Source organism: Bacillus sp. ISL-77 (assembly GCF_018613105.1).
Genome location: NZ_JAGGQY010000024.1, coordinates 1 through 26,226 on the forward strand (window position 1 = coordinate 1; position 26,226 = coordinate 26,226).

Genomic DNA, 26,226 nt, shown 5'->3' on the forward strand with positions numbered 1-26,226 from the left:
CTTGACATGGGTGCCAGTTTAATTAATACACCTCTCCCTTTAACCTCTTAAATTGCTTATCAAAAAACTATCAATCTTTGACATACCTCTGAGCTTGACATTACCTGAGCACACTAGCTTCCTTAAAAATCCCCTTTTACAAACACCGTCTTAATGGCCGTAAAGAATTCTTTGGCTGCTTCTCCCTGTTCGCGGGAACCTGTACTTGATGCTTTCATTCCACCGAACGGAGCTTGGAGTTCTACACCAGCACTTTCTGCATTGATTCTTACGAGACCTGCTTCAATATCATCGACGAAGCTCAATAAAGAATTGATGTTGGATGTAAAGATAGAAGCACTTAGGCCATATTTTGTATCATTTGCAAGTTCAATCGCTTCTTCTAATGAATCAGCTTTGATTAACGCGATGACTGGGCCAAAGATCTCCTCCTGGGCAATAGCCATTTGTGGTGTTACATTTTCAAAGATAGCTGGAGTAATATAAAATCCGTTCTTATATTCTTCTCCTTGTAAAACTTCACCGCCCAAGATTAGGGTTGCCCCTTCTTTTCTACCAATTCCAATATATTTTTGTACAGTGTTAAACTGCGCTTCACTTGCACATGGCCCCATCCAAATACCATCTTGTAAGCCATTACCCACTGTAATTTTTTTGGTTTCTTGGATCAGTTTTTCTTTAAATTCATCATAAACTGCTTTTTCCACAATAACCCTGCTTGAAGCCGTACATTTTTGCCCGGTTGAGCGAAAGCCTCCACTGATTACACCTTCAACCGCCAAGTCAAGATTAGCATCCTTGGCGACGATAACTGGATTTTTCCCACCCATTTCCATTTGGAATTTAATTCCGCGCTCTGTTGCTGCTCTGGCTACATTTTTACCAACGCCTTCAGATCCGGTAAAGGTAATCGCATTTAATAGAGGATGTTCAATTAGCGCCTGACCGATAACAGACCCTGAACCCGTGATAAAGTTCAACACACCTTCAGGAAGACCGGCTTTCACCAAGCAATCTACTACCTTAGCCGCAGTCACTGCTCCTTCCGTCGCCGGTTTAAGTACAATCGTGTTACCATATACAAGGGCAGGTGCGATTTTCCAAATAGGAATAGCCACTGGAAAGTTCCATGGAGTAATGATCCCAACTACACCAAGCGGTGACCGTTTTGTAAACATCAATGCATCTTTATCAGTAGAAGGAATAACATCTCCTTCTTTACGCATACCCTCGCTTGCATAATAGCGAAGAATGGCTACACCTCTTGCAGTTTCTCCTTTTGCTTCTGGAAGTGTTTTGCCCATTTCTCTTGTCATCATTTCAGCCACATCGTCAAGATTTTCTTCCAAGATATTAGCTGCCTTAAAAAGTAATTGTCCTCTAGCCGCTTGACCAAGCTTTCGCCACACTTTTTTTGCCCGATGTGCAGATTCTACCGCTTTGTCCAAATCCTCTTTTGTAGAATTTTGTACATATCCTACGATTTCCTCTTTATTGGCAGGATTAATACTTTTAATTACTTCTTGTGAGGCAGATTCTACCCACTCGTTATTGATAAAATTTTTATATGTTTTTGTTTTGTATATTGTTTGCATCATTTACATCCCCTTTTCTGTGAAGATAGATTCGCAAATAAACTGTTTTTTGATTAGATGAGTTATGTAGGTTTGCTGATAAGCCGTGCTCCCACCAACTCCAAAAAACCTATTAGAAAGTTGGTCCGATCCTCCAAATGCCAAAATCGTGCTGTTTCAAAATTTCAGCTTTTGTCAATTTACCAGATGAAACTTTCGTAATTTCATCAAAAATTCTCTCACCTACAGAATCAATTGACTCTTTTCCTTCGATAACCGTTCCGGCATTCAAATCAATGTTTTCTGACATTCTTTCAAAAATACCAGTATTGGTTGAGATTTTAATTACCGGAGCAATCGGAGAACCAGTAGGAGTCCCTCTTCCCGTTGTAAAAAGAACAACTTGAGCTCCGCCGGCCACCATTCCTGTCATCTGTTCAATATCGTGTCCTGGGGTATCCATCCAAACCAGGCCTTTTTTTGTAGGAGGCTCGGCATAGTCAATAATTTCTTGTAATGGTTTGCTTCCTGCTTTCGTAGCGGCACCTAAGGATTTTTCCTCTAGTGTGCTAAGACCGCCCTTTTTGTTTCCAGGGCTCGGATTTCCTGTTCGGATATCCACCCCCATTTGAAGAGAGCGGTTTTCCATCGCATGAATGATTTGATATGCCTTTTGGGCAACTTTATCATCCACTGCCCGCTCTGCTAATAAATGCTCGGCTCCAATTAACTCTGTCGTTTCAGCTAAAATGGCGGTTCCACCACGCTCAATAATCATATCGCTGACAAATCCAACAGCAGGATTCGCAGATAAACCGGAACAAGCATCAGATCCGCCGCATTCCGTTCCAATGACTAGTTCGCTAATATCACATAACTCTCTCATTTGTGCAGAAGCATCCTGCACCATTTTAGCTGCGATCTTTGCTCCTTCTGCAATCGCGGATAATGTACCGCCATGGTCTTGAATTGAAACCACTACAACAGGTTTATTGGTTTTGGCTAATTCTCCTGCCACACTTCTAGCTTGGTGTGTTTCACAGCCGAGACCTAGCACAACGACTCCGTATACATTGGGATTTGCCCCCATACCTACATACGTACGAAAGGTTTGCTCGTAATCTACTCCAACTTGAGCACAGCCATGCTGATGAATGAACGATACCGTTCCCGAAACCAATTCTGTAATCTGTTTAGCTGCTTGGGTTGCACATGTAATCGTTGGTAAAATTAACACATGATTCCGAACCCCAACTCTTCCATCCGCTCTTCTATATCCCCAGAATTTGTTGTTTGTTATTTCCAACTTGGTCACCTCTTCCACGTATTCCTTCAATATTATGAATATGAACATGTACCCCTGGTTCAATATCTTGAATGGCCCTGCCAATCACTTCACCGTATTTTACGATATTCGCTTCTTTAGAGATCAGGCTGATGGCAAACTTATGACCAAACTCAATATCCTTTTGTACTTTTACTGATACACTCTTATCTTGGCAAGTGAGTGTTACGATTGCATTCGCCGGAATATATTCCAGTGCCGTTGCGACATTATCAATTGGTTTAATCATCACAGCATTATAATTTTTATCCATTTTGTAAAGGCTCCCTCATCAATTTATTAATAAAGAGCAGCATGCTTATTAACCGGTGCCTTCACCGGATTGCTTAACACTCCAATTTTAGGAATTTCAATTTCGATTAAATCGCCATCCTGCAGCGTAAATTCATTTGGTGGAACGATACAGGTACCGGTTAACAGGACGGTCCCATCAAAAATCTCATTATCTCTTAAAAGATAAGAAACTAATTCGTCATATTTTCTTTTTAATTGATTCGTGTTAGCAAACCCTTCCACTACCTTTTGGCCATGACGATAAATTCTGCAAATAATGTCAAGCTGGTAAGGGTCTTCTACTGCGTCTGCAAGCAGAAGTGCAGGGCCAATGGCACAGGAATGCTTCCATATTTTTGCCTGAGGAAGGTAGAGCGGGTTTTCTCCTTCAATATCCCGGGAACTCATATCATTTCCAATCGTGTAAGCCAGAATTTCTCCCGTTTTATTGATGACGAGTCCCAGTTCTGGTTCAGGGATCTGCCAATTGGAGTCACTGCGGATATACACTTCAGCATTAGGACCTACTAATCTAGCAGCGGTCGATTTCAGGAAAAGCTCTGGGCGGTCTGCGTCATACACTTTATCGTAAAACGTCGTCGCATCGAGCTTTCCAGCTGTTGCTTCATAATTTCGGGCTTCTTTACTTTTTTCATACGTGACACCTGCTGCCCATACTTCCGGCGCTACGATGGGCGGGAGCAAGGAAAGTTCCGCTAACTTCACCCTCTCCGGCTGTTCCGCTTTGATCACTTCTTGAATAAGGGACAAAGGAGTCTGCTTGGTAGTCTGCGCGTACGCCACTAGTTCCATAAAATCCTGATATGCAAGGGGGTAAACCTCAGATTGATTAGTTAAAGCTGCTAAAACCGGGGTTCCCTTTTCATTTTGGTACCGAATAACCCGCATAACTCATTCTCCTTTTTCTGCTGAGTTTTATGAAATTTAGATTTAATATTCCGTCAAATTACATTAATAGACTAGGTAACCCCAGGGAAATTACCGGGATAAATGTAATCAGCAATAACGCGATGATTAAAACAATGTAAAAAGGGATAACTTCTTTTAAAAATTCCTCTATCTTTACATTTGCTGTAGAACAAACTGTAAAAATGGCTGTTCCTAATGGCGGGGTAATCGTCCCGATTCCAATATTAAATAAGAAGACCATTCCTAAATGGACAGGATCAATTCCATAAGCCTGACCCATCGGTATAATCAGCGGCGTTAAAATAACAATGGCGACATTTCCTTCGATAAACATCCCTAGGATTAATAAAAAGACATTCAAGATTAACAGAAAAGCAATTGGTGTACTTACCATATTCGTTACATATTGAGTGGCAACATGCGGAATTCTTTCCCAAGTAAGAATCCAGCCAAAAGCAGAACCTGCAGCAATAATAATTAAAATAGAGGCAGCAGTGGAAACAGATTCTTTAAGCGCTTCTTTTAAATGTGGAAGTTTCATTTCTCGATAAAATAAAAATCCAATCAATAATGCATAGACGATCGCCACGGCTCCCGCTTCAGTAGGTGTAAAAACACCGATACGGATCCCGCCAATGATGATGACTGGCAGTAATAGGGCGAGAATGGCATTCTTCGAAGCAACGGCCACTTCTTTAGGCCGTGCCATTTTTTCTCTAGTGGGAAGATAACCCCTTTTTTTAGCAACGATATGAACGGCAATCATCATGAGCACACATGTCATCAAGCCAGGAACAACTCCAGCCATGAATAGCTTACCAATCGAAACATTTCCGATATAGCCATATAAGATCATACCAATCCCCGGGGGAATTAATGGTGTGATAAGGGACGATGCGCCAATGACAGATGCAGAAAAGCCAGGAGCGTATCCCTTTTTAATCATTTCGGGATGCATCATTTTCGCTTGCATCGCCGCATCTGCTAAACCAGATCCTGATAGTCCTCCCATGATCGTACTTAACACGACACTAACCTGAGCCATTCCTCCAGGAAGATGTCCGGTAATCACTTCAGCAAAATCGGCGATTCGGCGAGTAATTCCCGTATAGTTCATTAACACGCCGGCAACGACGAAGAAGGGGATAGCAAGAAGTGGGACAGATTCTATTCCGGCAATCATTCTTTGAGCGAGCAGCATTGGCTCTATATCTACAGAAAGTAAAAAATAGAGTAAACAGCTTCCGATGATCGCGTAGGCGACTGGAATACCTAACAAAAACAGCGTTAATAAGGAAATGGATGTAACCGCGACTGTCATAGTTTCGCCTCCTCCTGGGATGCAGTCTGATATCCTTTTATTTGCCCTTCATTGATTTTAACTTGTTGCTTCATCTTACCAATGCGAGAAATAATATGAATCGCCGAGAATATTCCACATAAAACCACAGCTACATCAATGTAGATATAACTAACTCTGAGTACAGGAGTTAATCTCGTTGCCGCCTGTGCTGTCAACTGACTACCTAAGTAAACAAAGACGAATAAACTAATAAAAGTAAGAACAATTTCCTTAAACAAATCGGCGATTCTCTTTATTGAGGGATTTAGTTTTTCTACAAAATACTCTATGCCAACATGTCCATTTTCTTTTTCGACAACACTTGCACCGAGAAAGGTAAACCAAACGAATAAAGCCAAGGTCATCTCTTCCGTCCATTGTAATGGTTCCCCTAATACAAACCGCATAAATACTCCGACGACAGAAACGCTAATAATTAAAACCAGGGAAATGGAGGCGAATATGCTATCTAAATTTACTATCCAACGACCAAGTTGTTTCACCATTTGTTCTTTCACCCCTTTAGTTGACTATGTATCCAATACGTTACAACCGGCATAATCCATTAATAAGGAACAAGGAGGTCATATAGTGGGATGGTAACGGTCATTCCATCCCACACACCCTATTATTCTTTAATAATCTTTTGAATCTTATCGTACAATCCAGGGCTCCACTCATCCATTTCTTTATATACAGCCTTAGTAGCTTCTTTGAAGGCTGCTTTGTCCGGCTCAACAATTTCTACCCCAGCATCTTTTAAGTCCTTCAGTACAGATACCTCTGATTCTTTCACTTTTTTCTCCATAAACTTACCAGATTCATCTCCAGTTTCCTTCAACACTTTCGCGACATCATCAGGCAGTGATTCCATATAAGACTGACCGGCGATCCACTGGATAATCATATTCGTATGTGCTGTTAAAGAAAGGAATTTCGCTTTCTCGTAAACTTTGGACCCAAGGATAACAGGAAGCGGGTTTTCCATTCCATCTATAACACCCTGAGCGATAGATGGATAAACCTCTCCAAGTGGCAGCGGAGTAGCCGTTGCCCCCATTTTCTCCATGATTTTAATCGCTAACGGATTACTCGGGACACGTACTTTAAGCCCTTTTAAATCCTTCGGTTCCTTCACTGGTTTCGTCGTGATTAATTGACGGTCGCCATATATCCATTTTGTCGTGACGATATGGATGCCTTCTTTTTGTAAATCCTTTTCTAAGCCTTTAAACCAATCGCTGTCCGTTACTTTAAACAAATCCTCATAGCTGTCAGTTAAATATGGTGCAGAAAGGACTCCTATATCTGGAACGTAGTCCATTAAAAAGCTGGCATCGGCAATATGAATAATATTGGCGCCTGTTTTCATCTGTTCAATAACATCCTGCTTTGAACCAAGCTGGGAACTAGGATAAAGCTCCACTTTAATTTTCCCCTTACTTTTTTCCTCAGCAAGCCTCTTCCATTCCTGCGCAGCTAAATCTAGCGGCTCACCAGGCTGATTTTCATAGCCGATTTTAACGGTATAGACATCCTTCTCCTTTGAGGCAGTTTTAGATTTCCCACACCCTGCTAATACCATCGAAATACACAAACATAAGACTAATAGAATTACTGAACCCCTTTTTTTCATCTTTTCTCCCCCTAATGAAATAATAGTTTTCCATTGTAACCCCTTACATTTGTTCGGTAATTGAACATTTAATTCTGCTTGGTGACTGATTGCTTTTGCTCTTCGGTTTTTACTAACGGAAAGGTCAGCTGGTTTGTTAACACACCAAGCTTCTCAATCTTAATCGTTACTTCATCTCCATCTGTCAGCCAATCCTGTTCATGTTGCGGGAGACCCAGTATTACTCCTTCTGGTGTTCCAGTGATAATCAGATCACCTGGCTCCAGCGTTATATAGGTAGAAATATAACTAATAATCTCATCGCAATAAAAAATCATGTCAGCTGTATTGGAAGATTGTCTAACCTTTCCATTAACAATCGTTTCTATTTTCAGTCGATTTGGGTCGCCGACTTCATCTGCAGTCACAAGATAAGGTCCAACCGGACAAAAACCATCACAAGCTTTTCCTAAAAGCCATTGATTCGTGCGGAATTGAAGATCTCTTGCCGATAAATCATTAGCATTGCAATAACCCGCCACATAATCTAACGCACTTTCCTTCGGCACCCCTTTGGCTTCTTTTCCAATCACGATTCCAAGTTCTGCTTCAAAATCAACTTGCTTTGCATCGGCGGGAATCTCCACTTTTTGGCCATGTCCTGCAAGGGAATTGCCATACTTGTTAAATAGTACAGGGGTTTTAGGCGGTTCCATTTTCGATTCTTCCGCATGCTTTCGATAATTTAGGCCCACACAAATGATTTTTGCACTTTTAGGTACACATGGCCCATATTCAATCTGATTTTCCTGGAGCAAGAAATCACTGTTATCTTTGTTAGAATTGACAAAATGTTGAAAAATTTCTTTAGAGTCTTCATCTGTATGTAACCACTGTTCTAAAGAAAGAGGAATTTTATGAGGTTCATTAGCTGTTTCCCACGCTTTGACAATATCTACTATACCCGCATCTGTTTTCACACCAAATTTAGATTCATCATTCGAACTAACTTTATAATTTACTAGTTTCATATTGATCACCTTCCCATATTGGTATTAAGCATTTTTTCCAAATGTCACGCCACCATCAATATACAGTGGGGAACCCATCATAAACTTCGATTCATCCGATGCAAGGAATAGAGCTGCTTTTGCCACATCATCCGGACGACCTAAATCTCCACTTAGCTGTCTTTTTCTAATGCCATTTAATCCTTCTTCATAATCGTCATAAGAGTTTTTCAAAAAGTCTTCAACAAAAGGAGTAAGGATTGTCCCTGGTAAAAGAGCGTTCACTCTAATGTTGTAAGGGGCATAATCGACCTGCATCGATTTTGATAATGAGAGAATGGCTCCTTTTGTTGCAGAGTAAGAGGCTCTGCGCGCTAGGCCAATTTCAGCAATACAAGAGGACATGTTAATGATGGTACCCCCTTGCTGCTGCATCATGTGCGGCAGCGCATACTTACATGGCAAGAAGACGCCTTTTATGTTGACATTTACCACCCGATCCCATAATTCCTCACTTGTTTCATGCACTGCCCCAACACCGGATATCCCAGCATTATTAAACAGAACATCGATCCTGCCTTTGTCTTCCACCACCTGACTAATCATTCGTTCTACATCCGTGGCATTTGTTACATCTGCTTGAATAAATGCTGCTTCACCACCTGATTCGATGATTTCCTCCACAGTCTCATTTCCTGCATTACTCGATAAATCATTCACGATTACATAGGCGCCTTCTTTCGCAAAAACAATAGCGGTCGCTTTGCCAATCCCTGAACCAGCTCCGGTAATTAAAATTACTTTATTTTTTAATCTCACTCCGCTCCCTCTTTCATCAAAATTTAATTGAAGCCACAAATCCAGCTCTTAAAGAAATTTCTTTTGCTAAATTTATAATTTCTGCCTGAGCTTTCTCCTTTTTCTCGTCCCACTTAGAAATCGGCACCGTCGCACTAACGGAAGCAATTATTCTGTTTTCATGATTTATAATCGGAGCGGCGACACAATAAAAATTCTCCACAGCCTCTTGGTATTCCATAAAAAACCCATTTTCCTTGACACTCATAATTTGTTCCCATAGCTCGGCTAAATTTCTAACCGTATATTGTGTCTTCGGTTTCAGGGAATCTTCCGGATATAATCCTTTAAATTCCTCGTACGTAAATTGGGAAAGCTGAACCTTTCCCATAGCTGTGGCATGGGCTGGGTATCTCATTCCTGGGTTGGTGGTAATACTCACGGGAGATGATCCCACTTTTTTTGCAAGGTACACAATTTCCGTACCATCCAGTATGGAAAGCTGAAGGGTTTCATCCAACCTCTCAAGCGTTGGAAGCGCTGTCAAATTAAACGTTTCAATAAAATCAAACTGTTTAAAATACAAAGGGGAAAGCATTCCTAGTCTTGTTCCAAGGGAATATGTACCATCCTTCTCTTTCTTCACCCAATTTAATATCTCCAAAGTATTTAATAGGGAAAACATCGAACTTTTATTAATGTTTAATTCATTAGCGATATCAATCAATCGATATTTTTCCGGGTGGTGAGCAATCATATCTACTATGTTATCGACACGTTCAATTGCTGGAACCCAATACTTTTTCTCCATGTCACCAAGATCCTTTCAATTCCGTCGGTTTATTATAGTAAACCCAGTTTTATAATTAATCTAAAAAATATACTTGGTTTATTAGGATAAACCAAGTTTTATATTTTCTATACATTTAATATATCATGGAGGTTTTCACTACGCAAGTAGCGTATTTTAAATTTTCCGAATAATTTCAATACCTCTCAAAAAAAGTGCCTGACACCCAATGTATTAACTCATCGGGTGTCAGGCACCAAAAAAAAATTATAGATTTTTCTTTTAACCATTCATACAAGGTAATTATTAATCTTTAATATTTAAAATAATAACTAGTCCTTTAATGAACAACGTCCAATTAGAACAATAATTTCTTGTGCTTTTGTATCCACGTAATCCGCAGCTTTTCTGTACCACTGCTCATCAATAGCTAAATCTCTTTCCACATCCTCACCTTTTTCGTAGAGCTTGCTAAGGCAAATAATAGAATACTTGATTAAGCGAGTAATAAGTTAAACTCATAAGGTAACCCCAGTCAGCCCAGGTCCATTGGAGACCATGGGGATGGTTCTTTTATGTGCAAATTCTTAGCTTCCGTGCTTAGTCACGCCACGAAGTTTGATAGATTGTCGATAAGATGACCATGGGGAGTTCTGGGGAGTTCCGACAATTTTTTTCATTTTTCTTATTGCTATTTATTTTAGATGCTGATAATATAAAAAGTGCGTAATTTGGAAAGCGAATATTCAATATGTCGGGATCTTTCCAAGCAGATAACTTTTGACCACTTCCTCAAGGAAGTTAAGGCCATACGGACAGCCGGGTCAAATGCCGAATGGCAACTTTAGTTGCCTTATTGATTGAGTTAAAAGCTCAAATTTTATAAGTTGGTTACTTTACAACCAGTGCATATGCACACAACTTGTGAAACGGTCAATAAGAGTGGTAAAAGTGATTATTTGCTATATAGACTCTGATCCTATTATGATATATTTTGAATATTATAGAGCTTCCTTACAAATGTCCTCGGACCTTTATGGTGAAAGTATACATATGATTTTCATTACGGTATACTTATGCTTTTTTAATATTGATGATTATATCGAAAGCAAGTGTTGTGCGCGATTATGCGCTTTGCACTTGCTTTTTTTGTTGCGTTTCAACAGTTTTTTTTAGGGGTTATGACAATAATTATTATCGTTCAGACCATTGAAATATTGTTATAGAACTCCTCTTTGCACGGTCAAAAGTCTATTAAGTTAGGAGATAAGAAAATGGGAAAAGCGCTTATTATTGGTTGTGGTGGAGTGGCATCAGTAGCCATCCATAAATGTGTTCAAAACAGTGAGGTATTTGAAGAGATTTGTATCGCAAGTCGGACAAAGTCCAAATGTGATGACTTAAAAGCCAAACTAGATGGCGGCAAAACGAAAATTACAACTGCACAGGTTGATGCAAACAATGTTGATGAGTTGATTGCTTTAATTGAAGAAGTAAAACCAGATATCGTGATGAACTTAGCATTACCGTATCAGGATTTAACGATCATGGATGCTTGTCTGGCTACAAAAACAAACTATATGGATACAGCAAACTATGAGCCAGAAGATACGGCGAAATTTGAATACAAATGGCAATGGGACTATCGCGAACGGTTTGAAAAGGCTGGTATTACGGCTCTTTTAGGAAGCGGCTTTGACCCTGGTGTAACAGGCGTATTCTCTGCCCATGCGCTTAAACATCACTTTGATGAAATCGAGTACATCGACATCCTTGACTGTAATGGCGGGGATCATGGCTATCCTTTCGCGACTAATTTCAATCCGGAAATCAATATCCGCGAGGTTTCTGCTAACGGAAGATATTGGGAAAACGGTGAGTGGATCGAAACCGAGCCAATGGAAATCAAACGCGTCTATAACTTCCCTGAAGTTGGCGAGAAAGATATGTACTTGCTTTACCATGAAGAACTTGAATCTCTTGCTGTAAACATCCCAGGCATTAAGCGGATCCGTTTCTTCATGACATTTGGCCAAAGCTACATTACTCACCTAAAATGTCTTGAGAATGTTGGCATGACTTCCATTGAGCCCATTGAATATGAAGGAAAACAAATCATTCCACTTCAATTCTTGAAGGCTATGCTACCAGATCCAGCTTCACTTGGACCTCGTACAGTTGGTAAAACAAACATCGGCTGTATCTTTAGAGGTAAAAAGGACGGAAAAGAGAAATCTTATTACGTTTACAATGTTTGTGACCACCAAGAATGCTATAAAGAAGTCGGTTCTCAAGCCATTTCTTATACAACAGGTGTTCCTGCGATGATCGGTGCGATGATGCTGATGACTGGTAAATGGAACAAACCAGGTGTATTCAATATTGAAGAATTTGATCCAGATCCATTCATGGACGCATTAAACAAATGGGGACTTCCATGGCAAGAAGACTTATATCCAGAGCTAGTAGATTCTGAGCCTATTAAGGTAAAAGAGCCGGAGCTTGTTCGTTAAGATGCGGTTTGAGGAATTACCAACACCCTGTTATGTAGTCGATGAAGGTCTTGTCGAAAAAAATCTAAAGATCCTGAACGGAGTCATGGAACGGACAGGAGCTAAGATTGTTTTGGCGCAAAAAGCATTTTCTATGACAACCATGTATCCTCTCATTGGAAAGTATTTAAGTGGCACAACCGCAAGCGGCTTGTACGAGGCACGTCTAGGTTACGAGGAAATGGGCAAAGAGAATCATGTCTTTGCCCCTGCCTATCGTGAGGATGAAATCGATGAAATTGTATCCATTTCCGACCATATTATCTTTAATTCCTTCTCACAGCTGGAAAAATTTAAAGATAAAGCTCTTCAAGCTGGTTGTAAAGTAGGCTTGCGCATCAATCCTGAATGCTCCACACAAATTGGGCATGCCATCTATGACCCATGTTCACCGGGTTCTAGGTTTGGTGTAACAAAAAAGCATTTTCGTCCCGATTTGCTTGATGGCGTTTCAGGTCTGCATTTTCACACTCTTTGTCAGCAAAACTCGGACGACTTAGAAACCACTCTTCATGCAGTGGAAGAAAAGTTTGGTGAATGGCTCCCGCAAATGGAATGGATCAACTTTGGCGGCGGTCATCATATTACAAGAGAAGATTATGATATTCCAAGATTAGAAGCGTGTATTAAGAGAATGCAAGATAACTATGGTTTAGAAGTCTATCTTGAGCCGGGAGAAGCGATTGCTCTCAATGCAGGTTACTTGATAACGTCTGTTCTTGATCTCCATCAAAACGAATTGGAGATTGCGATTCTTGACACGTCTGCCACCTGCCATATGCCTGATGTATTGGAAATGCCTTATCGTCCCCCGCTTTTTGGATCAGGGGAAGCTGGCGAGAAGCCATTTACCTATCGACTTGGCGGGCAAACCTGCCTGACAGGCGATGTCATCGGAGATTATTCTTTTGATCAGCCATTAAAGAGCGGCGACCGCTTAGTTTTCGGTGATATGGCGATTTATACGATGGTCAAAAACACCACTTTTAACGGCATGCCCTTACCGGCCATCGCTATTCAAGATAAAGATGGAGATTGTCGTGTCGTGCGTGAATTTGGCTATCAAGATTTTAAGATGCGACTAGCTTAAAATAATAGTAGAAATGATGATTTGTGATGGGAAGTACGTTTTCGAAGATGTTGCTTCCCTTATCTGAATATCTATGGAAAAAACCAGATTCTAAAATAAGAGTCTGGTTTTTTTCGATAAAAATAATCTGAATTATTTTTGAACATTTAATATTTAAATAGTTTTGCGGAGATAATACGTTATAATATAAAAAAAACGGTAAAAAGAAGATGATATTTTGTTATGTAAGAGCCTAGAGTTCAAAAATGTGGTTTGCCAGAAAATAAAAGTCATTGAAATCCCTGTATTAGATCAAAATAATTGTTATTATTTTATGATCCAAGTTCGTTTACAAAAGTTTATTTCGTTTCTTTATAATAATCCCCAAGAAAAAAGCTGCTTCTCTTTTCGCGAATATTTGAAACGAAAAATGAGTTGGTCTGATTTCAACGATTTATTTTCTTTAAAAGAGTTTAAAAATAACGCTTAATTTTCATTTAGTGATTGAAAGATTAATACAAAAAGCAGTATTTATGAATGGAATAAGTTGGATGTACAAGCAATTGATTTTAATCTCTTTTGGCTTGAAAGGTTTTGTGACCATCGCTATAGACCGGATACATTCGGACAAGATCAGGTTTTTTCTCCTTTCCTTGTCCGAATGAAGCCCGCTTTCAGACACGATTTTAAAAAGCAGTTTAAAAAGAGACCGGTTTCATTTTGAAACCAATCTCTTTTTATGCATTATGACTTCCTTATACACTCACAAACTGTATTCTCTTTGTCCTCAATATAACCAATTATTCCACCATTGAGTCCAATTCCACTATTCTCAACCCCTAGAGTGGTAATTAATCTGCAATAAAATACTTTGCATGATTTTCTAATAACATGGAAGACTTATCGGTTATTATGATGCATTCATCTAATTCGAATGCCTTACATAATGTGTTTTTATCACTTTTTGAATTGTCAGCTAATACATAGCATTCTTTTGATTTTTCTTTTACAATTGCTTTTTTATTCGCTTCTCTAAAATCAGGTGTATTTATCCCATTTTCCACGCTAAACCCTGATGTTCCCAAGAATGCCTTGTCAAAATATAGATTTTTTAAAGTCAATTCTGTCAATGGTCCTGAAATAGAGTCTAGTGTTTTATTTACTTCTCCACCAAGAACAATACAATTTATGGTAGGACTATCTAACTCATAAATAACTTGTATATTAGAAGTTATAACTGTAATGGTTTTATCTTTTAGATATTTAATCATTTGCAAACAGGTCGTACCTGAATCGATATAAACCACTTCATTATCCTTAACTAATGATGCAGCAAATCTAGCAATCCGTTCTTTTTCTTCCTTGTACATTTCTTTCTTTTCTACCACTGGGATATCGTAGGAACTACTTTTTAACTTCACTCCTCCGCCCCTAAGAGTTTGGATTTGTCCTTCTTCCTCGAGCATTTTTAGATCTCGCCTAATCGTCGACTCTGATACTTCGGAAAAAAGCCCGACTAAGTCTTCTAAAAATACAATTTCCTTCTTTCCTAGTTCTTCTACAATTTTTTTTTGCCGTACATAAGGTATCATACTCCAAGCCCCATTTTTTATTATTCGAAATATTAACTATACAACTGAACTGCTTTTCACTTCATCTAAGGTAGGCATAGCATCCTGTCCGCCGATGTTTAAAACCGTTAATGAACTAACTTTCGAAGCGAAATTACCCGCTTCGCGAAGATCCATTCCATTAATCTTCCCATAGGCAAAAGCCCCTATATAGGAATCCCCTGCACCAGTTGTTTCGACCACTTTTACTTTATTAGGTGGGATATAAAGCTTTTCCGTACCATTAAAGATTAGACTTCCTTCTGCTCCAAGGGTTATGATTAAGTGCTGCCCTACTTTAGCATGAAGTAGTTCACATACTTTTTCAGCCTCCTGGTAACTTGAGACCTCTTTTCCTGCATAGTAACTTGCTTCTGACTCATTTACCACAAAACAATCAACCATCTTTAATGCCTCTTCGGAAATCTCACTAGCAGGAGCTCCATTTAAAATCACGTAACAGTTATATTTTTTTGCCTTTTTTATCGTATATTCCACAACTTCAATCGGAACTTCTAATTGTAGAATGACGACTTTACTTTCCGCAATCACATTTTCAGCATGGTCAATATCAGTTTGGGTTAAGGAGTAATTTGCCCCTTTAGCAATAGTTGCAACTAAACTTCCATCTTCTATTGCGTTTACAACCCCTATTCCTGTATTGGTTGGGACCGTTGTTAGACAAGTAGTATCAACACCATATTTGGTAAGATTTTGTTTTAGAACCTCTCCAAAATAATCATTACCTATTTTTCCAACCATGTAGGTTTTCAAGCCCAATTTAGCACATTGAACGGCTTGGTTTGCTCCTTTTCCACCGCTGCAAAAAGAAATATTATCTGCTGAGTAGGTTTCACCAATGGCAGGTAATTTCTTTTGTTTAAAAATGATATCGAAATTCAAACTGCCAACAACCGTTACAAATCCTCCACTCATGATTAGCTACCAACCTTTTCAGAAAGACTATTTTTTATATTAGTTTTCAAATGTGAATTCTTACGATTTAACTTTTGAAGTTTTTCTTGAATCACCTCAAAATATGCAGCTACTACAATAATAGCACCGGTAGCTATATATTGCCAAAATGCATCGACACCTACTACTACTAGTCCCACCTTTAGTGCAGACAAAAGCAAAGCACCAAGAAGTGTTCCTAAAATGTTCCCTTTACCACCTGCTAAACTAGCTCCACCAATGGCAGCAGCAGCAATTGCATTTAATTCATAGGATTGTCCCGCTGTTGGTTCTCCACTTCCTAAACGAGCTAATAAGATCATTCCAGAAAGTGCAGCAGCAACACCACAAAAAGCATATGTGTATATTTTTATTCTAGTTACATTAACTCCTGATAGTCTAGTAGCTTCTTCATTCCCGCCAAGTGCATATATATAAGTTCCAAACTTGGTATACTTTAAGATAATATGACTGACAATCGCAAACGCAAATAATAGGATGACAGAAACTGGGATACTTCCAAAGAGATCTCCGTCTAGGAAGGTTCTATAATCACTAGGAATATTTAATACTGGCCATCCCCCAGTTATAATATAAGCTAACCCTCGATATCCACTCATCGTTCCTAACGTAACAATAAAAGGCTGTAATTTTAGTTTTGTAATAAGTAAACCGTTAATAGCACCTAGGATGAAACCAATGATTGCACCGGCCACTATCGCTAAAATGGGATTGACCCCTCTAACCAGTAAATCTCCTACCACAACAATGACAATCGCGAAAATAGAACCAATTGATAAGTCAATACCTGCGGTAATAATCGCATAGGTAATCCCGATTGCTAACAATCCATTGATTACGCTCTGATCAACGATATCAATGAGATTGTTATAGCTTAAATAGATTGGATCAATGATAGAAAAAATAACCATCATAATGATTAAGGCAATGACAATACTAAATTCACGACTTAAACCCTTTAAATTAAACATTTCCGCTTACCCCCATTGCATATTGAAGAATTCGTTCTTCATTTAATTCATCTTTTTTAAGTTCCGTAACTTTCTTACCTTCCCTCATTACTACCACTCGATCACACAATCCAATAATTTCGGGTAATTCTGAAGATACGACGATAATGGATTTACCCTTTTCGATTAAATCCTCCAGGACCCGATAAATTTCAGCCTTCGCACCCACATCTACACCTTTTGTGGGTTCATCTAAAATTAAGATATCAGCATCAGAAGAAAGCCATTTTGATAAGATTACTTTCTGCTGGTTACCACCACTTAAATCATTGGTTAAATAGTTAGGATCCTTCGGGTTTAAATCGATTTCCTTCATAAATTTATCGCAATTTTCATTTAGCCTCTTGTAGCTTACAAACCCATACTTTAAAAATTTATCTAAACTGGCAATACCAGTGTTTTTTGCATTATCAAAATTTTTGATATATCCTTGCGTTTTCCGGTTCTCCGGGATTAATCCAATACCAAACTTAAGAGCATGGGTTGGTGATTTTATCTCAACAGTTTTACCATTAATCTTGATTGTTCCACTATCTTTTTGATCAGCACCAAAAATAGTCCGTACAACATCTGTTCTTTTAGCACCCACTAGTCCTGCAAAGCCTAGGATTTCCCCCTTTTTTAGATGAAAGGAAATTGGCTCATACACTCCATTTATCGATAAATTGTCAACCTCTAAAACAACCTCATCGCGTACATTGGATGGTTTAGTACGGACTGCAAAGGCAGCAACATCACGACCAACCATGTACCTGATTAAATCCTCTTTCGTAATGTCAGCAATTTCTAATGTTTGAATAAATGTTCCATCACGTAAAACCGTAGCCCGATCGCAAATTTCAAATATCTCATTAAGCCGATGACTAACATAAAGAATCGTAATGCCATTATTTTTTAGTTCATGGATAATTTTGAATAAAGCATCCGTTTCATTAGTCGTTAATGAAGCAGTTGGTTCATCAAAGGAGATAACTTTAGCATTATGGTACAAAGCTTTGGCTATTTGAACCATCTGCATCTCACCTGTACTTAGCTCCGAAGCAAGATCCTCACTCCGAAACTTACAATTAAGTTTTTCTAGTAATTCGTTTGCTTTTTTGTGAATCTTTTTAAAATCAATAAAAGGCCCTTTTCTTGGTTCATATCCAAGCGCAATATTTTGTCCAATGGTCATGTGTGGGATTAGATTTACTTCCTGGTGAACTTTTGCGATTCCTTGCTTTATGGCATCATCCGTATTTTTGAATGAAACAGGAGCATGATCTATTTTAACTACACCTTCGTATTCAGCGTAAACTCCATGAAGAATATTTAATAAAGTAGATTTTCCTGCCCCATTTTCCCCTAGAAGTGCATGTATTTCTCCTTTTTGAATGCTAAAATTAACTCCTTTTAAGGCTTTAACACCAGGGAAAGTTTTTGATATATTTTCAAAATTAATAATGTTTTCAGACCTTCTTTTCATCATTTGTTTCCCCTTTATTACCAAAGTCGAATCAAATGATTCGACTTTGGTATTAATAATTTGATTTTCTACTCAGCAAACTGTGGCTCTGTCCATTGAATAATTTCCTCTGCAGGTTTATCAACATTGGTGCTATCAATTAATGCTTGCGGAGTCCATACAACGCGTGGTACTTTTTGTCCTCCTAAAGCTCTTAATGTCGCTTCAATAGCAATTTGAGATTTAAATCTTGGGAATGAATCGATCGTTGCGTCCAATTCACCTTTGCGGATTGAATCATACGCTTCACCAATACCATCTACACCAACAACAAGTATATCTTTGCCAGAATCATTAATCGCTTCTTGAACACCTAACGCCATAGTGTCGTTATTACAGAAAATTGCTTTTAGATCTGGATACTTTTTGATCCATGTTTCGGCTAAATCCTTTGATTTTGCACGATCCCAGTCCGCATTCTGTTTTGCAACAATCTCAATATCTGGTGCATTCTCTTTCATATAATTTTCAAAACCGGTTGTTCTTTGTCTTGCAGCAAAGGCTTTTGGCATCCCTACGACGATGGCAACTTCACCTTTACTGTTTAATTTATTCGCAATCCATTCAGCAGCCAATTCACCATTTTGAATAGCTTTAGGACCAACATAATTTGGAGCCTCACTGATTAGTCCATCATTAACATTAAAAACAGGAATTTTTGCTTTTTTAGCCTCTTCGACACCTGGAACAAGATTGCTATCGGATATTGGAGATAATAATAAGGCAGTGTATTTCTTGTTTACCATATCTTCAACAATCGATAATTGTCCCTGTTCATCACCTTCACCTTGTGCAGACTTCACATCGATGGATACTTTGTATCCCCTATCTTGAAGTTTCTTTACGCCTTCTTCATACCCTTCCTTCAAGGTTCTCCAATATTCATTTTCAAATGCTTTTGCAACAGCTCCGAACTTCACATCGCCCTCAGGTTTTGGAATATCTCCAAGACTACTTCTTAGTTCTTTAAATTCAATTCCTTTTGCATCATCTGGGTTAAAACCTGCATTTGCTTTATCTGCACTTCCGCTGGATTGACTACTACATGCTGCAAGACCAATAGATAACGAAACAACTGACAATAAAACAGGTAATTTTTTCAACATGTGAACCCTCCTATAATAGGTAACCGTTTTCATTCATATAAAAAATTTTTAGGCAAATACCTTTTTTGTTTTTCTAGTTTATAGGGTTATTTATTTCAAACATTCCAATAGCAATTGTGTAGCAGCAACGCCGTCATTTTCCTCGATGATTTGTTCGATTCTCTCTAGACCAATTTGGTCAACGAGATAGAATATTTTATTTATTAATTTAACATTCTGTTTAATTTCTTCGATTGGGTTTTCTCTAACAGGAAAAGTATCGAAATAGATAGCATCTTGATATTTGAATTTCTTTAAATAATAGATAAATTCTAAAGTTTGCAAGAATGAAGAAGTACCCACCATTAAACCATCATCATTTAAACCGTAGCCATCGTTGATATGTACTCCGTAAAGTTTGTCTTGCTTCGCTACAAGAGTTAGTCCAAATCCTGGATTCTCATGTTTCATTAACATATGACAATAATCAAGCGTTACTCCGACATTAGGTCGTCCAATTTCGTTTACCATCAACAAGGAAAGCCCGACACTATCGATTAGTGAATAAGCCCTTGGCTGAAAAGGTTTATATTCAATACTAATCCTCAAATCTGGTGCATAGTCAGCAAGTTTACAAAAATATTCTTTAACTTGATTCCAAGCTTCTTGATAGTTTACTTGAAAAGGATAATCAAAACCGTCATATCCTAACCAAATAGTTAAAACCTTTCCCCCTAAACTGCGGCAGATATCGGCTGCCTCACAGCATAATTGAAACGCTTCCATTGAAATGCTAGAGTTTTTGTTTCCTAACTCCCCATTTATAAACTGACTTCTAAAACGCAATGCCAAACCATTCACTTCTAAACCCGCATTTGATAATGTCGTTTGTATTGCTTGTAAAGAATGATTTTCAAAATGTTCTGGGTAGTTAAGATCAACACTTGTTATTCCATCAATTTTTGAAATGGATTCTATCGCTAGAAGAATATCATTATTAACTGTTGGAAGAATGGAATTAATTCGGGTAGCCAATTTAAGTTTAGTAGCCGTTTTCATTTTTGTCCTCCTCTTAACTTTTCATAGTATTTTTTCTTCTCCTTTAATTTAACATCATATTTTTTCATTTTCAACTACTTTTTTTAATATTTTTTCATTATTTTTTAAATTTTTTCAATTTATTTCATCCTTTTCGCGATAATTTTAAAAAAATAACCAAATTTACTTTATTTATTTAATAGGTTGAAACGTCTAATTGTTCTAGTTTCAATTATTAATCATGTCATGAACCTATTAACTAAAGTTTTAATTAGAGAAGAAAACAGTCTAATAAAATTTATTAAACCGTTCGTTGAAAAAATGGGATACCTATCATTTTAATATTCACACAAAAAACCCGAATAATGGACTTCTTTAATAGAAGTCCATTATTCGGGTTTTGTTCACACTAAGAGGAGGTATTATAATTCTTTGCCATTAGTTTCGATTACTTTTTTATACCAATCAAAGGAATCTTTCTTATATCGCTTCATGGATCCATTACCTTCATTATCACGATCAACATAAATCATACCATAACGTTTTTTCATTTCACCTGTTGTGAATGACACGATATCGATGATTCCCCATGGCGTATATCCCATTAAATCAACACCATCGTAATTTACTGCTTTTTCTAATGCTTCAATATGTGATTTTAGATATTGAATTCTTTCTGGGTCATGGATGGAGCCATCTTCTTCTACTATATCCACCGCACCAAAACCATTTTCTACGATAAATAATGGAATTTGGTAGCGATCATAAAAACGGTTTAATGTATAGCGGAGTCCAGTAGGATCAATCGCCCAACCCCAGTCGCTGGATTTAATATATGGATTTTCTACACCATTAGGTAATCCGCCATTCACGATATCTCCAAGGTTATCCTTTACCACATCGCTTTTAACGGTGGTAGACATATAATAACTGAAACCTAAATAATCAACCGTCCCATTTTTTAAGATTTCTGCATCGCCATCTTCGAACTTGATATTATACCCTTCTCTTTCAAATTCTTTTAAAGCGTAACTTGGATAAGATCCGCGGACATGTACATCAGCGAAGAAGTAGCGTTGTCTCATTTCTTCCTCTGCTAGCATCACATCTTCTGGGTTGGATGAATAAGGATAAATCGGAACATGCGAAACCATGGCCCCAATTTGGAACTCTGGGTTAATTTCTTTTCCTTTTGCTACAGCCAAAGCACTTGCAACTAATTCATGATGACCTGCTTGGTACATGACTTCTTTCGCATTTTCTCCTTCTTCTACAGTAACACCTGAATTTGTCCATAAAAACAGGGGATTATTCACGTCCATTTGGTTATTAATTTCATTAAAAGTCATCCAGTATTTCACTTTGTCCTTATAACGATTAAAGCAAACCTCAGCGAATTTCGCAAAAAAGTCTACTACTTTTCTATTTTTAAATCCGCCATATTCTCTTGCCAAATGTAACGGCATTTCGAAATGAGATAAGGTAATGACAGGTTCAATTCCATACTTGAGCAATTCATCAAATACATCATCATAGAATTGTAATCCTGCCTCGTTCGGTTCAACTTCATCACCTTTTGGAAAAATTCTGCTCCATCCGATGGAAGTTCTTAAACACTTTAATCCCATTTCTGCAAATAAAGCGATATCTTCTCTATACTTATGATAGAAATCAATGGCTTCATGATTCGGGTAGAATTCATTCTCCTCGACTGTTTCTGTTATTTTTCTTGGTACGCCATGTGCTCCTGCTGTCAAGACATCAACAACACTTGGTCCTTTACCGCCTTGATACCATCCACCTTCAAATTGGTGAGCGGCTAAAGCGCCGCCCCATAGAAAATCCTTTGGTAATTTTGCCATGTCCATTTCCCCCTTATTTCACTACTGTGAATAATTTCTGATCTAATGTAATTTCTTTAATATTTTCGATAATAATTTCTTTAAACGCATGTGTATTCGTAATGATTAGAGGCGTAATTGTTTTTAGCCCTTTATCGTGAATGAATTCTTTATCAAATTTGATGAGTAAATCACCTTGTTTGACTTTATCTCCATCTTGTACGTTTAATGTGAAAGGTTTTCCATCTAATGTGACTGTATCTAAACCAATATGCATAAGCATTTCAACACCAGTTTCTGAACGCAAGCCGATCGCATGCTTGGTAGGTGCAATCATCACAACCGTTCCATCAAAAGGAGCATATAATTTGTTTCCTGCAGGCTCGATTGCTACACCTTTCCCCATCATACCTGAGCTAAATACTTCATCTGGAACCTGTGAAAGCGGCATAACTTTACCAACAAAAGGAGCAGCGATTGCTTCTTCACTATTTGGTTGGAAATTCGGTTGTGCTTGCACTTCTGGTGCGTTTTCACTGCCTGCTTTTTCCGCTTTATCTTCACCATATCCGAAAATTTGAATTAAAACGATTGGAAGAATGATAGCAATTGCCACACCTATTAAAATTCCCCAAAACGACATTGGGTAGTCTGCACTTATACCATTTACAAGGGTTAGCGGTCCTGGCAACCCTGCATAGGCAAAGTAATAAACATTAAAGAAACTTGCTACTATGGCACCAATTGCACCTGAAATACAACCAAATATAAACGGTTTCTTAAATCTTAGTGTCACCCCATAAATCGCTGGCTCTGTAATACCAAATAATCCAGTGATACCAGCTGAAATACCGACTTTCCGCACTTCTTGGCTTTTTGTTTTTAAAATAACACCAAGGACTGCTCCCACTTGTGCGATAACGGCGATTGTTTGATACGCCTGGAAGGAGTCGCGGCCGTATAAATCAAAATTCGCTAATACCATTGGAGTGACTCCCCAATGCACACCAAAAATAACGATTACCTGCCAGAACCCGCCAATAATGGCGCCCGCCACCACAGGTGCATTTTCTGCTAAGAAATTATAACCATCAGCAATTCCATTTGCTCCCATAGTTGTAATAGGACCAATAAATCCAATCGTTAAAGGTACCATAATTAACATACTAAAGAATGGAACAAATAAAGGTCTGATTACTTCGTTAATACTCTTATTCAAAAATCTTTCAAGGTAAGACAAAATCCATACTAAAAAGAGCGGCGGAAGCACGGAAGATGTATACGTAGTCTTAGATAACGCCAGCCCTAAGAACGTAATGCTTTCTCCACCCGCAATTCTCGCGGCCATTTCTGCCCATGTTGGACTAACTAAGGCAGCACTACAGGCCACTGCTATAAATGTGTTTACTTTAAAGTGTTTAGATGCTGTAATCGCAATAAAAATCGGTAAAAAAGTAAATGGTGCCCATGATATAAAACTTAAAACCTCGTAGGTACCAGTTTTTGCAAAACTATCAAACACCAAATTAATTAAAATTAACGTACCTTGTAAAATACCAGCTGCAGCTAGAATATAGATAAACGGCGCAAAAACCGCTGACATCGTCGCAATAATTCGGTTTAAGATCGTTCCTTTTTGTTCGCTTTCTTCACTGGATGTTTCTAAATTTACTAAACTTGAAAACTTCTCAAAGACTTCCCCTACGTGCTGTCCAATTACCACTTGAAATTGACCGCTGTTCTCTACTACCGTGATGACACCAGGCATAGAAGCTACCTTTTCTTTGGCTTTGGGATTAGAGCGCTTTAGCACTAATCTTAGTCTAGTTGCACAACGTGTTGCCCCGATGACATTCTCTTCTCCGCCGACAGCTTCGAGTATGTCATTCGCGAGCTTCGTGTAATCTCTAACTTTTCCCGACATGTGAATCCTCCTCAATTAATTATACGCTTTCATTTAAATTTATAAGGTCATATTAATATTGTACCGGTATAATTCATTGTAATTGTACCGGTATAATTTATCAATACCCAAATAATAAAATTATAAATATATAATATCTTTGTTCGGTTTATGCTATAATTCTAATAATGAAGCAAGTAAATTTAACTAATGAGGAATGAATATGTTAAAGTACCAGCAAATCGCATTTGAAATAGAAAAATATATTGAAGATAATTCCCTTCAACAAGGAGATAAGCTTCCAGTTTTAGAAACCTTAATGACTCAATTCCAAGTGAGCAAGAGTACGATTACTAAATCTCTAGAGCTATTGGAGAAAAAAGGAGCCGTCTTTCAAGTCAGAGGGAGCGGAATTTTTGTTAGAAGACATAAGAGAAAAGGATATATTAGTCTGCTTTCAAATCAAGGATTTAAATCGGACCTAGAGGATTTCCATGTAACCTCAAAAGTAATTGAATTAGAGTTAAGAAAACCAACCCAAGAAGCGGCTGGTAATTTAAACCTTACGCTCGATAACGATGTCTATTATGTAAAAAGAGTTCGGTATATTAACGGGCAAACCTTATGCTTCGAAGAATCCTACTATAATAAATCCATCGTTACGTATTTGAATGAGGAAATTGTTTCAGAATCGATATTTAATTACATTAGGGAAGGGTTAGGATTAAAGGTCGGTTTTTCAGATATATTCCTTCATGTAGATAAATTGAATGAGGAAGAAGCAGCGTATTTAGGTTTAGAGATTGGATCACCAAAACTCTACGTTGAAACGATTTTTCATTTAACGAATGGCCAGCCCTTTGACTTCTCCAAAGTCACTTATAACTATCAACAATCTCAGTTCTTCATCCAAGCAACTAGTCATTTATTATAGGTGCCAAGGGGGTGCCAAGGGGACGGTTCTCATGGCTGAATTATGGTTAACTCAACCACTAAAAAGCCATCAGAACCATCCCCGCGGTTCACCATGGTTCAGAATGGAGGATAGACATGACAGCCTTTTGGGGAGAAGTCGTTGGTACGGCCATTTTAATCTTTTTAGGCGGGAGTGTATGTGCTGGCACCGCGTTAAAAAAGTCTTTTGCTCATAATGCAGGTTGGTTTGCAATTCAATTTGCGTGGGGGCTGGCGGTAACTTTGGCCATTTTTACGGTTGGAAAATATAGCGGGGCCCATTTAAATCCAGTGATAACCTTAGTCTTTGCATTTTCAGGAACTTTCCCCTGGGAGCAGGTACCAGACTACATAATCGCTCAGTTTATAGGAACAATGATTGGTTCAACAGGAGTCTTCTTGCAATTTTTTCCTCATTGGAAAGAAACAAAGGATCCAAACGCCATACTGGGTGTTTTTGCGACAAGTCCTGCTATTCAGCATACGTTTTCTAATATTTTAAGTGAGATATTAGCCACTTTTATTCTCGTACTTGGGATTCTATCGATTGGTGCCAACAAGTTTACAGAAGGTCTCCATCCCATAGCCGTCGGGTTTTTAATTATTACTCTCGGGTTATCTTTAGGCGGCTCAACCGGTGCTGCGCTTAATCCAGCTCGTGATTTAGGGCCAAGAATCATGCATTGTCTTTTACCCATCCCAGGTAAAGGTCATTCAAATTGGCGATATGCATGGATACCAGTAGCAGGCCCGATACTGGGCGGATGCATGGGTGGATTTTTTTACAATAGTGTGTTTTATGGAAAAATGACCTTTGAATTGTTAATTACGTTAGGATTAACAACGCTTGTATTAATTTTTTCATATCTTTCTGGAATGAAAAAACAAAAGATTATAAAGAAAAAAATAAAAACTGAACAACATCCTATAGTGACTAACGGGATGAGTTAACTGAAGAACGAAGTTAAAAAAAGTCGGTGTAAAACTAAACTGTACCCGTTGTAAAGG

The 26,226-nt window shown here is 38.3% G+C and carries 23 protein-coding genes; 5 read left to right on the forward strand and 18 right to left on the reverse strand.

Annotated features, from left to right (window positions below; genetic code table 11):
- Window positions 1-122: 122 nt before the first annotated feature.
- The 10 genes from gucD to J7E77_RS09340 form a co-directional block, all read right to left on the reverse strand.
- Window positions 123-1,595: an alpha-ketoglutaric semialdehyde dehydrogenase GucD gene (gene gucD / locus J7E77_RS09295; protein WP_214713683.1), complete on the reverse strand. Its 1,473-nt coding sequence runs from the start codon at window positions 1,593-1,595 to the stop codon at window positions 123-125.
- Window positions 1,596-1,707: 112 nt separating this feature from the next.
- Window positions 1,708-2,874, reverse strand: coding sequence for a UxaA family hydrolase (locus J7E77_RS09300; protein ID WP_308160493.1), 1,167 nt, complete (start codon window positions 2,872-2,874; stop codon window positions 1,708-1,710).
- The gene (locus J7E77_RS09305) at window positions 2,846-3,172 is read right to left on the reverse strand and encodes a UxaA family hydrolase (protein ID WP_214713643.1); all 327 of its coding nucleotides are present in this window, start codon (window positions 3,170-3,172) and stop codon (window positions 2,846-2,848) included. Before J7E77_RS09305 ends, J7E77_RS09300 begins: the two co-directional genes overlap by 29 nt.
- A 26-nt stretch (window positions 3,173-3,198) precedes the next feature.
- Window positions 3,199-4,101: a fumarylacetoacetate hydrolase family protein gene (locus tag J7E77_RS09310; protein ID WP_214713645.1), complete on the reverse strand. Its 903-nt coding sequence runs from the start codon at window positions 4,099-4,101 to the stop codon at window positions 3,199-3,201.
- A 58-nt stretch (window positions 4,102-4,159) separates the two neighbouring features.
- Entirely contained in the window at window positions 4,160-5,443 is a 1,284-nt protein-coding gene (locus tag J7E77_RS09315; protein WP_214713647.1) for a TRAP transporter large permease, read from the reverse strand.
- Complete coding sequence (locus J7E77_RS09320) at window positions 5,440-5,970, reverse strand: TRAP transporter small permease (protein ID WP_214713649.1); 531 nt, start codon at window positions 5,968-5,970, stop codon at window positions 5,440-5,442. The genes J7E77_RS09315 and J7E77_RS09320 overlap by 4 nt, the downstream gene beginning before the upstream one ends.
- Before the next feature lie 122 nt (window positions 5,971-6,092).
- Entirely contained in the window at window positions 6,093-7,100 is a 1,008-nt protein-coding gene (locus tag J7E77_RS09325; protein ID WP_214713652.1) for a C4-dicarboxylate TRAP transporter substrate-binding protein, read from the reverse strand.
- A 68-nt stretch (window positions 7,101-7,168) separates the two neighbouring features.
- A complete protein-coding gene (locus J7E77_RS09330; protein ID WP_214713654.1) occupies window positions 7,169-8,110 on the reverse strand; it encodes a fumarylacetoacetate hydrolase family protein in 942 nt (313 codons plus the stop codon).
- 24 nt (window positions 8,111-8,134) lie between these two features.
- On the reverse strand, window positions 8,135-8,908 hold the full coding sequence (locus J7E77_RS09335; RefSeq protein ID WP_214713656.1) for an SDR family NAD(P)-dependent oxidoreductase: 774 nt from the start codon (window positions 8,906-8,908) through the stop codon (window positions 8,135-8,137).
- Between the two features lie 16 nt (window positions 8,909-8,924).
- Window positions 8,925-9,698 carry an IclR family transcriptional regulator gene (locus tag J7E77_RS09340; RefSeq protein ID WP_214713658.1) on the reverse strand — a complete coding sequence of 258 codons (774 nt, stop codon included), beginning with the start codon at window positions 9,696-9,698 and terminating at the stop codon, window positions 8,925-8,927.
- Between the two features lie 1,253 nt (window positions 9,699-10,951).
- Here J7E77_RS09340 and J7E77_RS09345 point away from each other — a divergent pair.
- The 3 genes from J7E77_RS09345 (at window position 10,952) to J7E77_RS09355 (ending at window position 13,788) form a co-directional block, all read left to right on the forward strand.
- A complete protein-coding gene (locus J7E77_RS09345) occupies window positions 10,952-12,190 on the forward strand; it encodes a saccharopine dehydrogenase family protein (RefSeq protein ID WP_214713660.1) in 1,239 nt (412 codons plus the stop codon).
- A gap of 1 nt (window position 12,191) precedes the next feature.
- Window positions 12,192-13,319 carry a carboxynorspermidine decarboxylase gene (nspC, locus tag J7E77_RS09350; protein WP_214713685.1) on the forward strand — a complete coding sequence of 376 codons (1,128 nt, stop codon included), beginning with the start codon at window positions 12,192-12,194 and terminating at the stop codon, window positions 13,317-13,319.
- 247 nt (window positions 13,320-13,566) lie between these two features.
- Window positions 13,567-13,788, forward strand: a complete 222-nt coding sequence (locus J7E77_RS09355; protein WP_308160494.1) for a DUF2535 family protein — start codon at window positions 13,567-13,569, stop codon at window positions 13,786-13,788.
- 361 nt (window positions 13,789-14,149) lie between these two features.
- Here J7E77_RS09355 and J7E77_RS09360 read toward each other — a convergent pair whose 3' ends face one another.
- The 8 genes from J7E77_RS09360 to J7E77_RS09395 form a co-directional block, all read right to left on the reverse strand.
- Window positions 14,150-14,890, reverse strand: coding sequence for a DeoR/GlpR family DNA-binding transcription regulator (locus tag J7E77_RS09360; protein ID WP_214713665.1), 741 nt, complete (start codon window positions 14,888-14,890; stop codon window positions 14,150-14,152).
- A gap of 36 nt (window positions 14,891-14,926) precedes the next feature.
- Window positions 14,927-15,844, reverse strand: coding sequence for a ribokinase (locus J7E77_RS09365; protein WP_214713667.1), 918 nt, complete (start codon window positions 15,842-15,844; stop codon window positions 14,927-14,929).
- A 2-nt stretch (window positions 15,845-15,846) separates the two neighbouring features.
- Window positions 15,847-16,854: an ABC transporter permease gene (locus J7E77_RS09370; RefSeq protein WP_214713669.1), complete on the reverse strand. Its 1,008-nt coding sequence runs from the start codon at window positions 16,852-16,854 to the stop codon at window positions 15,847-15,849.
- Complete coding sequence (locus J7E77_RS09375) at window positions 16,847-18,361, reverse strand: sugar ABC transporter ATP-binding protein (RefSeq protein WP_251026851.1); 1,515 nt, start codon at window positions 18,359-18,361, stop codon at window positions 16,847-16,849. Before J7E77_RS09375 ends, J7E77_RS09370 begins: the two co-directional genes overlap by 8 nt.
- Window positions 18,362-18,426: 65 nt before the next feature.
- A complete protein-coding gene (locus J7E77_RS09380; RefSeq protein WP_214713671.1) occupies window positions 18,427-19,503 on the reverse strand; it encodes a sugar ABC transporter substrate-binding protein in 1,077 nt (358 codons plus the stop codon).
- A 90-nt stretch (window positions 19,504-19,593) separates the two neighbouring features.
- Window positions 19,594-20,541 (reverse strand): sugar phosphate isomerase/epimerase family protein, encoded by a 948-nt coding sequence (locus J7E77_RS09385; protein WP_214713673.1) that lies wholly within the window; start codon window positions 20,539-20,541, stop codon window positions 19,594-19,596.
- 401 nt (window positions 20,542-20,942) lie between these two features.
- Window positions 20,943-22,382 carry a 6-phospho-beta-glucosidase gene (gene bglA, locus J7E77_RS09390; protein WP_214713675.1) on the reverse strand — a complete coding sequence of 480 codons (1,440 nt, stop codon included), beginning with the start codon at window positions 22,380-22,382 and terminating at the stop codon, window positions 20,943-20,945.
- A 13-nt stretch (window positions 22,383-22,395) separates the two neighbouring features.
- Window positions 22,396-24,285, reverse strand: coding sequence for a beta-glucoside-specific PTS transporter subunit IIABC (locus tag J7E77_RS09395; RefSeq protein WP_214713677.1), 1,890 nt, complete (start codon window positions 24,283-24,285; stop codon window positions 22,396-22,398).
- A 202-nt stretch (window positions 24,286-24,487) separates the two neighbouring features.
- Between J7E77_RS09395 and J7E77_RS09400 the strand changes: the two genes are divergently transcribed.
- A complete protein-coding gene (locus J7E77_RS09400; RefSeq protein ID WP_214713679.1) occupies window positions 24,488-25,198 on the forward strand; it encodes a GntR family transcriptional regulator in 711 nt (236 codons plus the stop codon).
- A 116-nt stretch (window positions 25,199-25,314) separates the two neighbouring features.
- Entirely contained in the window at window positions 25,315-26,169 is an 855-nt protein-coding gene (locus J7E77_RS09405) for an MIP/aquaporin family protein (protein WP_214713681.1), read from the forward strand.
- Window positions 26,170-26,226: the final 57 nt, after the last annotated feature.